The sequence below is a fragment of the Faecalibacterium langellae genome (assembly GCF_002549775.1).
Taxonomy (GTDB): Bacteria; Bacillota; Clostridia; order Oscillospirales; family Ruminococcaceae; genus Faecalibacterium; species Faecalibacterium langellae.
In genome coordinates this window covers 1-13672 of sequence record NZ_NMTR01000013.1, presented here as the reverse complement: position 1 = coordinate 13672, position 13672 = coordinate 1, and the positions used below count along the sequence as shown (strand labels likewise).

Annotated in this window: 12 protein-coding genes and 1 tRNA gene; 1 reads left to right on the top strand and 12 read right to left on the bottom strand. The window is 61.5% G+C overall.

All coding sequences use genetic code 11. The features are described 5' to 3' along the window. Window positions 1-26: 26 nt before the first annotated feature. From CGS49_RS05055 to ruvC, 12 genes are all read right to left on the bottom strand, one after another. Window positions 27-2336 carry an ATP-dependent Clp protease ATP-binding subunit gene (locus CGS49_RS05055; RefSeq protein ID WP_097800821.1) on the bottom strand — a complete coding sequence of 770 codons (2310 nt, stop codon included), beginning with the start codon at window positions 2334-2336 and terminating at the stop codon, window positions 27-29. 29 nt (window positions 2337-2365) lie between these two features. Continuing rightward, window positions 2366-3061: a hypothetical protein gene (locus CGS49_RS05050; RefSeq protein WP_097800820.1), complete on the bottom strand. Its 696-nt coding sequence runs from the start codon at window positions 3059-3061 to the stop codon at window positions 2366-2368. 79 nt (window positions 3062-3140) lie between these two features. Next, complete coding sequence (locus CGS49_RS05045) at window positions 3141-4370, bottom strand: DUF5711 family protein (protein ID WP_097800819.1); 1230 nt, start codon at window positions 4368-4370, stop codon at window positions 3141-3143. Window positions 4371-4411: 41 nt separating this feature from the next. After that, window positions 4412-5212: a tRNA pseudouridine(38-40) synthase TruA gene (gene truA, locus CGS49_RS05040; protein WP_242975371.1), complete on the bottom strand. Its 801-nt coding sequence runs from the start codon at window positions 5210-5212 to the stop codon at window positions 4412-4414. A 236-nt stretch (window positions 5213-5448) separates the two neighbouring features. Beyond that, window positions 5449-6264 carry an energy-coupling factor transporter transmembrane component T family protein gene (locus tag CGS49_RS05035; protein WP_097800818.1) on the bottom strand — a complete coding sequence of 272 codons (816 nt, stop codon included), beginning with the start codon at window positions 6262-6264 and terminating at the stop codon, window positions 5449-5451. Next, window positions 6258-7178: an energy-coupling factor transporter ATPase gene (locus CGS49_RS05030; RefSeq protein ID WP_097800817.1), complete on the bottom strand. Its 921-nt coding sequence runs from the start codon at window positions 7176-7178 to the stop codon at window positions 6258-6260. The genes CGS49_RS05035 and CGS49_RS05030 overlap by 7 nt, the downstream gene beginning before the upstream one ends. A gap of 15 nt (window positions 7179-7193) precedes the next feature. Beyond that, a complete protein-coding gene (locus CGS49_RS05025) occupies window positions 7194-8036 on the bottom strand; it encodes an energy-coupling factor transporter ATPase (RefSeq protein ID WP_097800816.1) in 843 nt (280 codons plus the stop codon). 173 nt (window positions 8037-8209) lie between these two features. Further along, the gene (locus CGS49_RS05020) at window positions 8210-9085 is read right to left on the bottom strand and encodes a class I SAM-dependent methyltransferase (RefSeq protein WP_097800815.1); all 876 of its coding nucleotides are present in this window, start codon (window positions 9083-9085) and stop codon (window positions 8210-8212) included. Window positions 9086-9189: 104 nt separating this feature from the next. Then, on the bottom strand, window positions 9190-10545 hold the full coding sequence (gene glmM / locus CGS49_RS05015) for a phosphoglucosamine mutase (protein ID WP_097800814.1): 1356 nt from the start codon (window positions 10543-10545) through the stop codon (window positions 9190-9192). Between the two features lie 156 nt (window positions 10546-10701). After that, the gene (ruvB, locus tag CGS49_RS05010) at window positions 10702-11757 is read right to left on the bottom strand and encodes a Holliday junction branch migration DNA helicase RuvB (protein ID WP_097800813.1); all 1056 of its coding nucleotides are present in this window, start codon (window positions 11755-11757) and stop codon (window positions 10702-10704) included. A gap of 3 nt (window positions 11758-11760) precedes the next feature. After that, window positions 11761-12375, bottom strand: a complete 615-nt coding sequence (gene ruvA, locus CGS49_RS05005; RefSeq protein WP_097800812.1) for a Holliday junction branch migration protein RuvA — start codon at window positions 12373-12375, stop codon at window positions 11761-11763. A 110-nt stretch (window positions 12376-12485) separates the two neighbouring features. Further along, on the bottom strand, window positions 12486-12998 hold the full coding sequence (gene ruvC, locus CGS49_RS05000) for a crossover junction endodeoxyribonuclease RuvC (protein ID WP_097800811.1): 513 nt from the start codon (window positions 12996-12998) through the stop codon (window positions 12486-12488). A gap of 235 nt (window positions 12999-13233) precedes the next feature. On the opposite strand from ruvC, the gene CGS49_RS04995 reads away from it, so the two are divergent. Then, window positions 13234-13309 (top strand) — tRNA-Val (locus CGS49_RS04995). Window positions 13310-13672: the final 363 nt, after the last annotated feature.

The following is a 13672-nucleotide window of genomic DNA, read 5'->3' as shown; positions in this document are numbered from 1 at the left end:
TCAGCCGGGGTGCTTTGCGGTTATGATTATTTCAGCACGACTTCGCCGTTTTCATCGGCATCCACCACAAGGGTGCTGCCGGAAGCAAGGGTGCCGTCGATCAGGCGCTCGGCGGCGGGGTCCTCCACAGCCTTGCGGATGACCCGGCGCAGGTCACGGGCACCAAACTTGCCGCCCTGGCTCTTTTTCACCAGTGCCTTGAGGGCCGCCGGGGTGTAGCTATAGGCAATGCCCTTAGCGTCCATGCCGGACTTGTATTCGTCCAGCATCAGGGCCGCGATGCCCTGCAGCGTTTCCTCGCTGAGCGGCTTGAAGGCAATGACTTCATCCACGCGGCCAAGGAACTCCGGCCGCAGGAACTGGGCCAGCGCCTTGCGGGTCTTTTCCTCGCTGCGCTGCTCCTCGCTCTTGTTGAAGCCGAGGCCGCCGGTGGTTTGGTCGCTGCTGCCCGCGTTGGAGGTCATGCAGATGACCGTGTTGGAGAAGTCCACGGTGCGGCCCTGCGCATCGTTGATCTTGCCTTCGTCCAAAATCTGCAGCAGGATGTTCATCACATCGGGGTGAGCCTTCTCGATCTCGTCAAACAGCACCACGCTGTAGGGGCGGCGGCGGACCTTCTCGGTGAGCTGACCGGCTTCCTCGTAGCCCACATAGCCCGGAGGCGAACCGATCATGCGGGACACTGCGTATTTTTCCATATACTCGCTCATGTCCAGCCGGATGAGCGGGTCCGGGCCGTCGAACAGCTGGTTTGCCAGCTGCTTGACCAGTTCGGTCTTGCCCACGCCGGTGGGGCCCACAAAGATGAAGCTGGCCGGGCGGCGGCGGCCGGAGAGGTCGGCACGGCTGCGCTTGATGGCCTGCGCCACCAGATGCACGGCTTCGTCCTGGCCGATGATCTTCTTTTTCAGCTCGCCTTCCAGATTTGCCAGCTTTGCGAACTCGGTCTCGCGGATCTTCACCGCCGGGATGCCGGTCCACAGCTCGATGACCTTGGCCACATCGTCCATGGTCACCTGAATCTCGCTGGCAGCGGCCTGCTTGGCGGGCAGGTCGGCTTCCAGCTTGGCGATGCGGGTCTTGCGCTCGGCCACGCGCTCGTAGTCAATGGGCTCGTTGACGTCCGCATTCTCCATGTCGGCTTCTTCCTGCCTGAGAGCGTCCAGTTCCTTCTGCATCCCGAGGTATTCGGAAATGACCGGGTGGGCCAGATTGCAGCAGGCGCAGGCCTCGTCCAGCAGGTCGATGGCCTTATCCGGCAGGTAGCGGTCGGTGATATAGCGCTCGCTCAGGGTGACGGTGGCGCTGAGCACATCGGCAGGCACCTGCACATGGTGGTGCTGCTCGTAGTAGCGCTTGATGCCGTTCATCACAGCGATGGTATCGGCCACGCTGGGTTCCTCCACCCGCACGGGCTGGAAGCGGCGCTCCAGTGCCTGATCCTTCTCGATGTACTTGCGGTACTCGTTGAAGGTGGTGGCACCAATGACCTGGATCTCCCCGCGGGAAAGCGCGGGCTTCAGGATGTTGCCCGCGTTCATGGCACCTTCGCTCTCACCGGCCGAGGTGATGGTGTGGATTTCATCAATGAACAGGATGACATTACCGGCCGCCTTCACCTCGCTCAGCAGGCCCTTGACCCGCTGCTCGAACTGGCCGCGAAACTGGGTGCCCGCCACAAGGCTGGTGAGGTCCAGCAGATAAATTTCCTTATCTTTCAAACCGATGGGCACCTGCCCCTTGGCAATGCGCTCGGCAATGCCCTCGGCGATGGCCGTCTTGCCCACGCCTGCCTCGCCGATCAGGCAGGGGTTATTCTTCTGTCGGCGGCTCAGAATTTGAATCGTGCGGTAAATTTCGCGGTCGCGGCCAATGATATCGTCCAGCTTGCCTTCCCGGGCCTTGCGGGTCAGGTTCTCGCAATAGGTGTCCAGGAATTTGCGCTTGGGCGGCTTTTTGCCGTTCTTGCGGTCGGCTTTTTTGTCGCCGTCCTTTTTCTCGCTGCTGGTGAACCCCAGCGGGAAGGTGGCATTGCTGCCGGGAACAAGATCTTCGTCCATGCCGTCCGGGTCGGCGTCCTCGCCGCCATTTGCCATGTTCATCATCATGGAGAGCGGGTTTGCGTCACCCAGTTCTTCCATCATGCTTTCCATGCGGTTCTCCATGTTGTCAAGATCCTGATCCGACATGCCGAATTGCTTCATCAGATCATCCACCGGCTTGATGTGCAGCTCCCGGGCACAGTGCAGACAGTACCCCTCCTGCTTCATCTGACCATTGTCCATCCGCTGGATGAAAATGATCGCCGGCCGTTTCTGGCATCGAATACAGACCATAGTCCCTCCTTACTGCTCTGCCCGCCGTCTTACAGGAACGGGTTGAACAGATTAAACACTTTATAGTAAAGGCTGGTGCTCATCACCGTGTCGTTGAGCACATTCAGGTTGCCGCCGGTGACGACGATGATGCCCCACAGCACGCACAGCACCAGATAGATGTCCAGCAGTGCCGTGCCGCCGCCCACGATCCAACCCAGGGCGCGGTTCATCGTGCCGATGACCGGCAGCTTGTTCACAAGGCCCAGCACCGTGACCAGCATACTGACCAGCAGACGCAAAAGCGCGTAGAACAAGAAGAACAGCACCAGCGTGATCACCGGTGTGAGCAGCGGCTGCAGCACGTTTTCCACGATGGTATCGGCCAGCACCACGGCGTTGTCCGCCAGCACAGCGCCAATGGAGCGCTCGCAGGCTGCCACGATGGAAGCGCGGAAAGAAGCAGGCAGGAAGCCCGCATACTTTTCCGCAATGCCGGTCAGGTCCACGACACCTCCGGCGGAAAGGCTGGCCGCGATCTGGGTGCGGAACCCTCCGGCCAGCATGTGCTCGAACACCCAGCCCGCGCAGGCTGTGGACAGCTGCCGGGCACCCAGCAGACTGATCAGATTGCCCACCAGCTGCACCATGGACGAAAGAAAGCCCTTGTGCGCATAGCGGATCATCAGGATGATCCAGGCTGCCGTACATATGATATCAAAAAGAAATGACGGATTCTTGAACATACCTTGTTTTCCCTGTAATTTTTATCATTCTCGCCGCAGGAGTGCTAAAACGTGCGCGATTTCCCCCTCAAAAAGCAGCTCACTGGCTGCTGGAAGCTTCCTCCGGCGGGGTGACCGCCTGCACCGTGTTGCCGGTGAACACCAGGATCTGCTTGCCCTCGATCAGCGCCTGTGGCCGGGCCGGAAGGGTCTGGCTCCACTGGAACTGCCCCGCATGGTCGAACCGCTCCACCGTGCTGTCGGTCAGCAGGTAGAAGCCGTCGTTCTGCGCAAGGACGATGTGGTTGGCGGCAGGCACGCTGCCGCTGTACCCCACCTGAAGCTCCCCGTCCAGCAGCACGGCGGTGCAGGTCTGGCCGCTGCTCAGCAGCAGGGCCGCACCGCTGTTCCCGGCAGACACGCTCACAAGGGTGGCACCGCCAAAGTCATAGCTGGCGCGCTCGCCGATGCTGCCGCCGGTGGTGTTGTAGAGCACAGCACGGTTCTCATAGAGCACCAGCAGAAAGCCGTTGGACATCCAGCCCATCCACTGGGGCACGCTGGCTTCGGTGCCCAATTGCACCGGGTCTCCCTGGGAAAGGGGCAGCGCATAAAGGTTCGTGGCCAGCTGGCCGCCGGTGGCCGTCACGGCCGCCACCGCAAGGCGGCGGCTGTCCGGCGAAAAGGCCATGCGCAGCGGCGTGCCCTGTTCGCTGGTCAGGTTCCAGCTCAGCGCCTGCTCCATGGCGGAGTTATACACCGTCAGCTTCGCGGCGCTGTCCGTGCTGTCGGTGACCACGGCCACCTGCCCGGCGTCCGCCACGGCGCACAGCGCGATGGTGCTGTCCATGGTTTTGGTGTAGAGGTTCTGGGTGCGGCTCTCCACCCGCAGCTCGTTGCCGGAGCGGTTGTACAGCACGAAGCGGTTTTTGCCCACGGCGATGGCCGGGCGGGCGTAGCCGCTCTGGATGCTGTTCAGGCGGGTGCCGCTCAGGCTGTAGACCGCACAGCTGTCGCCGCCCTTTTCCACAAAACTGCCGGACATGGGCACCACGGTGTCCGGGTCGGTGATGCCGGTCTGCTGCGGCCAGCCGGAAGCCGGGGTCAGTGCGATGTGCACCGAATCCACCAGGTCCTTGGCCCGGGCGATGGAAGACCCCACCATGCCGGTGGCGAACAGGATGACGATGGTCAGCGCCGCCACGATGATGACCGTGCGGCGGATGTGCTTTGCCCGGGCGCGGGCACGGGCGGCTTCGAGGTATTCGACCCGCCCGGCCGAAAGCGGCTCGCCCTCGGCCGAGCGGCCGCCGCGATGAATCTTGCTCATAGGTTTTTTCTCCTTTGTGCCGGTCTGGCCGGCACTTCCGGTCAGGTTCTTGGCTCTCCCTCTGGGGGAGCTGCCGCCGAAGGCGGCTGAGAGGGCGCGGCCCCGTATTCCACACACTTCAAAAACAGGCCCTTTGCGGGCAGAGTGGGCCCGGCGCGGCTGCGGTCGCGGCTGGCGAGGATGGCTGGAATTTCCGCCGGGTCCAGCCTGCCGGCACCTGCTTCGCACAAGGTGCCCGCGAGGATGCGCACCATGTTGTACAGGTAGCCGTCGGCGGTCACCTCAATGTCCACTTCGTCCCCTTTGCGGGTGACATGACAGTCGGTGATGGTGCGCACCGTGTCGCCGTGGGCCGCCGCCGAAGACCCCGCCGCGCACAGGGCCAGGAAATCGTGCCTGCCCACGAACTGCTGCGCTGCCCGCTGCATCTTTGCTTCGTTCAGCCGCTTCGGCACACGGGTGTAATAGGCCGCATCAAAGGGCGAATCAATGGGGTGGTTGTGGATGCGGTATAAATAGGTTTTGGTGTGGGCCGCATACCGGGCATGGAAGTCCTCCGGCACCACCTGCGCATCCAGCACCCGGATATCCGGCGGCAGATGCTGGTTCAGCGCCAGCGGCAGCTTTGCCGGCGGGATGCGGGTGTCGGTGTGGAAGTTGAGCCGGAAGCCCAGCGCGTGCACGCCCGCGTCGGTGCGGCTGCAGCCCTTGATGTCAGGCCGGGTGCCCAGCACGGCTTCCAGCCCGTCCTGAAAGGTCTCGGCCACACTGCGCCCGTTGGGCTGCACCTGAAAGCCGCAGTAGTTCGTGCCGTCGTAGGCTAACGTAAGTAAAAAGTTCATCGAAGAAATTACAACTTTCCCGTTTCGTCTTGTTCAAAATCGGAAAACCACAAAAAGCGTTAAAGCGATAGCGCCGACTGGCGCAGCGCTAGCTTTTTGTGGTTTGACTTCTGCTTTGGGATTGTTAAGGGCGTGCAGCCCTTAACTCGTCAGGGGTAAGTGGAGTCCAGAGGATGAGAGGGGCGCGTCGAAACGCCCCTCTTGTCCTCTGGCCCAGCGGAGCGTCCCCCCGTTCCTTAAAAATTCGGGAACACCAGCCGGGAGGACAAAATCACCGCAAAGCAGGCGATGCACACAGCCAGGTCAATATAATCCCGCTTCGTGCAGCGCAAAACTTTCAACCGGGTGCGGCCGTCGCCGCCGCGGTAGCAGCGGCACTCCATGGCCATGGCCAGCTCGTCGGCACGGCGGAAGGCCGAGATGAACAGCGGGATCAGCACCGGCACCAGCGCCTTGACGCGCTCGGTCATCTTGCCGGTGTCCAGCTGGGCACCGCGGGCCTTCTGAGCGTTCATGATCTTGTCTGTCTCCTCAATGAGGGTGGGGATGAAACGCAGGGCAATGCTCATCATCATGGCAAGCTCGTGCACCGGGAAGTGCAGTTTGCCCAGCGGCTTCAGCAGCTGCTCGATGGCGTCCGTCAGCACGATGGGGCTGGTGGTGTAGGTGAGCAGGCTGGTGCCCGCGATCAGCGCCATGACGCGCACCGCCATCAGCACAGCATAGCGCACACCCTCGGCGTAAATGGTCAGAAACCAGATGTGCACCAGCGGTTCGCCCTCGCCCGACACAAAGAACAGGTTCAGCACCGCTGTAAAGATCACGATGGGCAGGATGGGCTTCAGGCTCTTGCCGATCATCTTGAGCGGAATTTTCGCCACTGTATACATCGCGGCCAGGAACAGGATGGAAAGGGTCAGGCCCAGCGGGTTGGACGCTGCGAACAGCAGCACGATATAAACGATGGTCAGCACCAGCTTCAGGCGCGGGTCGAACCGGTGCACCAGACTGTTGCCGGGGAAGTGCTGGCCGATGGTGATATCTCTCAGCATGTGGCAGCGCCCCCTTCCTGCTTTGCTTCGCGCGGCAGCACAAGGCTTTCGCCTGCGTCGCGGCGGCGTTTGGCTTCCACGATCATCTTGACGGCATAGGGGATGGTGTACACGTCAGCGGGTACATCCACGCCCATCTCCCGCAGTTTGAGGAAAATCTTCGTCACCTGCGGCACCGAAAGGCCCAGCTCCAGCAGTTCCGGGGCCCGGGCAAACACTTTCTCCACCGTGTCGTACATGGCGATCTTCTTATTGCTCATGACGAGGACGCGGTTGGCGTACTTGGCAATATCCTCCATGCTGTGAGAAACCAGCAGCACGGTGGTGCCGGTCTTTTTGTGGTACTCCTTCACTTCGGAAAGGATATCGTCCCGGCCCTCGGGGTCAAGACCGGCGGCAGGCTCGTCCAGCACAAGGATGCGGGGCTTCATGGCCATGACACCCGCCACCGCCACCCGGCGCTTCTGGCCGCCGGAAAGCTCAAAGGGGCTGCGCTCCAAAAGCGCCGGGTCTAAGCCTACAAAGTCTGCGGCTTCATGCACGCGGCGGTCGATCTCGGCATCGTCCAGGCCCATGTTTTTCGGGCCAAAGGCGATGTCCTTATAGCAGGTCTCCTCGAACAGCTGGTACTCCGGGTACTGGAACACCAATCCGGTGAGGAAACGGAAATCACGGATCTTTTCCGGGTCTGCCCACAGGTCGCGGCCGTCAATGAAAATTTTGCCGCTGGTGGGCTTGTTCAGGCCGTTCATGTGGGTGATGAGGGTGCTCTTGCCGGAGCCGGTGGCACCGATGATGCCCACAAAGTCGCCTTCTTCCACGGTGAAGCTCACGTCATCCAGCGCGGTGACTGCCGTCGGCAGGCCGGGGTTGTAGACGTAGCTCAGGTGTTCTACCTTGATGATATCTGCCATTTGCGTCCCCTCCCCTCACTGCAGCAGCTCATACAGAGCCTGTGCGCATTCGCCGGTGTCGATGATGCCCTCCGGCATCGGGATGCCAGCCTTCACCAGCTCGTCCCGCAGCTCGGCAGCCTGCGGCACATCGAGGTGCAGAGAGCGCACCTTCTCGGTCTGGCTGAACACCTCTTTCGGGGTGCCCTCCATCACGATGTGGCCCTTGCTCATCACCAGCACACGGTCGGCCTGTGCGGCTTCTTCCATATAGTGGGTGATGGACACCACGGTGATGCCCATGTTCTTGTTCAGGTGGTGGATGGTCTGCATCACCTGCTCGCGGCCGCGGGGGTCCAGCATGGCGGTGGCTTCGTCCAGAATCAGGCAGTCCGGCCGCATGGCCACAACGCCTGCAATGGCGACGCGCTGCTTCTGGCCGCCGGACAGGTTGTGGGGGGCACGCTCGCGGTATTCGTAGATACCGGCCATCTTCATGGAGTCATCCACACGGCGGCGCATCTCCTCGGGCGGCACACCGAGGTTTTCCAGCGCAAAGGCAACGTCTTCCTCCACCACGGTGGCCACGATCTGGTTGTCCGGGTTCTGGAACACCATGCCCACGGTCTGGCGGATGTCGTAAATTTTGTCATCGTCGGCGGTGTCCATGCCTTCCACATACACCTTGCCGCTTTCCGGCAGCAAAATGGCGTTGAAGTGCTTGGCCAGCGTGGATTTGCCGCAGCCGTTGGCCCCCAGCACCGCCACGAACTCGCCGCGCTTCACCTGCGTGGACACGCCGTCCAGCGCGTAGACCGGCTGGTCGCTGACGTCATAGCGGAACTTTAAATTTTCTGCTGTTAAAATCGTCTCGTTCATTTTTGTTTCTCTTTCTGGTGGTGCGCCCCTCCGAAAGGGGCTGTACCCCATTCTTAAGTCTTCCTGTGAAAATGTGTTTGGAGCGGCCCGCAGGCCGCGACAAACACGAAACTAAAAGAATATTTTCTTCTGAACATGGCCAAAGCGCACGCGGCGGCCATTTAAAATCGTTATCACTCTTCCCAGATGGCGGTTGCACCGCAGGGCACGACGCCGCCGGTGGCGGACACCGGCAGGCCGATCTCATCGCAGGAGGTCTGCCCGCCAAAGCGAGGGATGAGGGTGGTCTTGAGCATATACTCCATGACGGCCGGGGAAAGGCCGGTGGTGTAGCTGTTCACCGCGAAGAACAGCGGCTTGTCGCTCAGCACTTCTTCGCACTGGCTGATGAGGTCGTAGATGCAGTCTTCCAGCTTCCAGATCTCACCGCCGGGGCCGCGGCCATAGCTGGGCGGGTCCATGATAATGCCATCGTAGGTGTTGCCGCGGCGCTTTTCGCGGGCCACGAACTTGGCGCAGTCATCCACCAGCCAGCGGATGGGCCGGTCGGCCAAACCGCTTGCCACGGCGTTGTCCTTGCCCCATGCCACGATGCCCTTGGAGGCGTCCACATGGCAGACGGTGGCACCCGCCGCCGCGCAGGCCAGCGTGGCACCGCCGGTGTAGCCGAACAGGTTCAGCACCTTCACGGGGCGGCCGGCGGCGCGAATTTTCTTCTCGTACCAGGCCCAGTTGACGGCCTGCTCCGGGAACACGCCGGTGTGCTTGAAGCCGGTGGGGCTGACGATGAGGGTGAGCTTATCCTCGCCCTCGCCGCAGCTGATCTTCCACTTTTCGGGCAGGCGGCGCTTGTATTCCCACTCGCCGCCGCCCTGATTGGAGCGGTGGTACACCGCGTCTGCCTTGGCCCACAAGGGGCTCTGCTTGGGGGTCTTCCACACCACCTGCGGGTCCGGGCGGATGAGAATGGTCTCGCCCCAGCGCTCCAGCCGGTTACCCTCGGTGGCATCCAGCAATTCATAGTCTTTCCAGGTATCTGCAGGGCGCATAGCGTCCTCCTTTCAGTTTGCCGTTTCAGCCCTCTGCTTTTTCAGGCAAAGCCTTCCCCCGCCCGGGGGAAGGCGGCACCGCAGGTGCCGGATGAGGGCGCTTTTTACTGTCCCAAAATGCGCTTATTGATCTTATCCACGATGCGTTCTGCGCAGCGGTGGATGGCGTCCAGATCCTGGCCCTCCACCATCACGCGAATTTTCGGCTCGGTGCCGGATACGCGCACCAGCACGCGGCCCATGCCCATGAGCTTCTGCTGCTCGTTCTCGATGAAACCGGCCAGCACTTCGTCTTCCTTATAGGCGGCCTTCTGGGCGGCGTTAGCGGTCACGTTCACCAGCACCTGCGGGTACTGGGCGTAGATGCCGTTCAGCTCGCTCATCTTCTTGCCGCTCTCGGCCAGCAGCTTGAGCAGCTTGCCGGCGGTCAGCTCGCCGTCACCGGTGGTGGCGTGGTGCAGCAGGATGACATGGCCGCTCTGCTCGCCGCCGATGGCGTAGCCGTTCTCCCGCATGTTTTCCAGCACATAGCGGTCACCCACGGCGGTCTTTTCGGTGTGGATGCCCTGGCTCTCCATGTACTTGATGAAGCCCAGGTTAGACATCACGGTGACCACGGCGGTGTCGCCTTCCAGACGGCCCTTTTCCTTCATGTCCATGGCCAGCAGAGCAATGATCTTGTCACCGTCCATCTCCTGGCCCTTCTCGTCGCAGGCAAGGCAGCGGTCGGCGTCGCCGTCAAAGGCGATGCCGCAGTCAAAGCCGCCCGCGACGACCGCCTTTTCGAGGTTATCGAGGTGGGTGCTGCCCACGCCCTTGTTGATGTTCTCACCATCCGGCTCCACGCCCAGGAAGGTGCACTTGGCGCCCAGACGGGGGAACAGCTTCTGGGCCACGGCAGCGGAAGCGCCGTTTGCGCAGTCGATGCAGACGTTCAGGCCGGTCAGGTCGCCATGGATGGACTCGTACAGGTGGTCCACATAGTCCTGCAGGCCGTCGTCGCGGCGGTACACGCGGCCCACCTCCGCACCGGTCTTGAGTTCGATGCCCGCGCAGTTGTTATCAATGTAGACTTCGATCTCGTTCTCCACCTCGTCGGGCAGCTTGTAGCCGGTGCCGGCAAAAATTTTGATGCCGTTGAACTCCATCGGGTTGTGGGAGGCCGAGATCACGATGCCGGCGTCTGCATTGTATTTGCCCACCAGATAGGCCACGGCAGGCGTGGGCAGCACGCCCAGGCTCTCCACGTCGGCACCCACGCTGCACAAGCCCGCGGTCAGGGCCGCTTCCAGCATGTCGCCGGACTGGCGGGTGTCCTTGCCGATGAGGATGCGCGGGCGGCGGCCGGTGCTGCCGGTCAGCACAGCAGCTGCGCCGCGGCCGATCTTCATGGCCAGCTCACAGGTCAGATCAGCGCCCGCCACACCGCGCACGCCGTCGGTTCCAAAATACTTACCCATAATAAAATATACCCCACTTTCAGGTTTACGCCCTCATCCGGCCCTTTGGGCCACCTTCCCCCGTCCGGGGGAAGGCTTTTGAAGCATCATCTCGCCGTAAGGCTTCCCCCAGTCGGGGGAAGCTGTCACCGCAGGTGACTGATGAGGGTGCTTTCTTTAAAACAAACTCTGCTGCCCGTTGTCCTCGGGCGTGCCGGTCTCCGGGGCCTTCATGCCCAAATGCTCGTAGGCCAGCTTCGTTGCGCAGCGGCCGCGCGGCGTCCGGGTCAGAAAGCCCATCTGCATCAGATACGGCTCGCACAGGTCTTCCAGCGTGACGGCTTCCTCACCGAGGGCCGCCGCCAGCGTTTCCAGACCCACCGGGCCGCCGTTGTACATCTCAATGATGGCGCGCAGCAGGCTGCGGTCCAGTTCGTCCAGACCCAGCGCGTCCACGTCCATCCGCTTCAGGCCCATCAGGGCCACATCCCGGTCAATGACGCCGTCGCCCAGCACCGTGGCAAAGTCGCGGATGCGCTTCAAAAAGCGGTTCGCCACGCGGGGCGTGCCCCGGCTGCACTTTGCCAGCTCGTAGGCGCCTTCCGGCGTGATGGGCTGGTCGAGGATGCCCGCCGAGCGCTGAATGATGCGGGAGAGCTCCTCCGGGCCGTAGAGCTCCAGCTTGAGCAGCACGCCGAAGCGGTCGCGCAGCGGGCCGGTGATCTGTCCGGCGCGGGTGGTGGCACCCACCAGCGTGAAGCGCGGCAGGTTGATGCGGATGCTCTGGGCGCTGGGGCCCTTGCCGATCATGATATCCAGCGCGTAGTCTTCCAGCGCCGGGTAGAGCACTTCCTCCACCTGCCGGGACAGGCGGTGAATTTCATCAATGAACAGCACATCGCCCTCCTGCAGATTGGTCAGCAGGGCGGCCAGGTCGCCGGGCTTTTCGATGGCCGGGCCGCTGGTGATGCGGATCTGCACCCCCATCTCGTTGGCGATGATGCCCGCCAGCGTGGTCTTGCCCAGGCCCGGCGGGCCGTAGAGCAGGATGTGATCCATGGGCTCACCGCGCCGCTTGGCGGCTTCCAGATAGATTTTCAGGTTTTGCTTGACCTTTTCCTGCCCGATGTAGTCTTCCAGCCGCTGCGGGCGAAGGTTGTTCTCCTCACTGTCCGCAGCTGTCATGCCGGGCTGCATCATTTTTGCGCCGTACAGCGCGGTTTCGTCCTGCATTGTTTACCTCCTGCCTGCGGCCATGCTGCGCAGGGCCAGCTTGATGATCTCCTCCACGGGAAGGGTCGGGTCGATCTTGGAAATGGCCAGCGCCGCTTCGCTCTGGCTGTAGCCCAGCGACACCAGCGCCGCGATGGCCTGGCTGCTGCCCTGCGTGGCCGGAGTGTCGGCCGAAGCGCCCGCCACATCTTCCAGCGAGATGCCGTCCACAAAGCCCTTGGCCACTTTGTCTTTCAATTCCAGCACGATGCGCTGGGCCAGCTTCGGGCCAACACCGGAAGCCGACTTGAACGCCTTGTGGTCGCCCGCCGAGATGGCCAGCGCCACACGGTCCGGCTCCATCACGCTCAGGATGGCAAGGCCCACCTTCGCGCCCACGCCGGACACCGAAGTGAGCAGCTCAAAGCAGGCCTGCTGCTGCTCGGTGGCGAAGCCGTACAGGCTCACATCGTTTTCCGTCACGCTCATCACAGTGTAGATGGTGGCTTCCTTGCCCACGCCGGGCAAAGCGCCCGCCACGCTGGCCGGGCACTGGGCATAGTAGCCCACGCCGCCGCAGCTGAGCACCACGGCATTCATGCTTTTTTTGACGATTTTTCCAGTTAAGCAGTAGATCATTTGAAACCCTCTCAGTTTCTGTATCAGCCCGATCTTCCTCTATTCCCGGCTCCCCCTTCGGGGGAGCTCCGGCACCGCGCCGCCGTAGGCGGACGGGACCGGCGAGAGGGTCAGATTGGCCCGGCCACACGGCGGACGAAGCGGTTGAGCTGGTTGCCGTTGGTGTGGCAGAAGGTGATGGCCATGGCCAGCGCATCGGCGGTGTCGTCGGGCTTTGGGATGGCGGGCAGGTGCAGCAGCACCCGGGTCATCTCCTGCACCTGTTTTTTCACGGCCTTGCCGTAGCCGGTGACAGCCTGCTTGACCTGCATGGGGGTGTACTCGTAGATGGGCAGGCCCGCCTGCGCCGCCGCCAGCAGGATGACGCCGCGCGCCTCGGCTACGCCGATGACGGTGGTCTGGTTGTGCTGGTAGAACAGCTTTTCGATAGCCAGCGCCTCGGGCCGGGTGCGCTCGATGACCTCTTTGATGCCCGCGTACACCTCGTCCAGACGCCGCTCGAACGGTACGCCCGCGTCGGTGCACACCGCGCCATAATCCACCGGCGCGAACCGGTTGCCCGCATAATCCACCACGCCCCAGCCCACGATGGCATAGCCGGGGTCGATGCCCAAAACTCTCATGCTGTGATACCTTCCGATACTATTCCTATTATAAATCAGTTTATTATACCACGCCAAAACGGTGTGAGCAATACAAGGCTGGCCGGATTCTTGCCCGAGAAGGGCGCAGCTGCGTAAAAAAGCCGGGGTCCTCCCCGGGGTTTCAAAAAAGTTTTACAATTTTTGAAAAAATGCTTGCTTTTTTGAAGAAGGTATGGTAATATAGACAAGCTGATTTCGGCAGAAAACAGAATATGGACGGTTAGCTCAGCTGGTAGAGCATCTGCTTGACGTGCAGGAGGTCACAGGTTCGAGTCCTGTACCGTCCACCATACAGTTCGTACTCGAACCCGATTCTTTATGAAAAAGGGTTCGGGTACGTTTTTTGTTTACAGGAAGTTCTGCGGAGGGAGTACGTAGAACGGTAAGCAGGAGCAAGTAAAGGCAGGGTATCACCATGGCGGTGGTGCCCTGCCTTTTTGCTTTGTATTTCCCTATATTGCGCTTTTCGGACTAATCGCTGCGTACGTCCGTACATGGTCGGTACGCACGTACGCAGGAAAAAGGGCAGGGTCTGATATATAACAGTAGTCTTTTATTGTGTAATATGATATACTCAAGTCAACATAACAATTGTGAACGAGCGCAATTTCAAATGGACATCAATCGTATTTTAAGTGAACGAGCTATCTAAA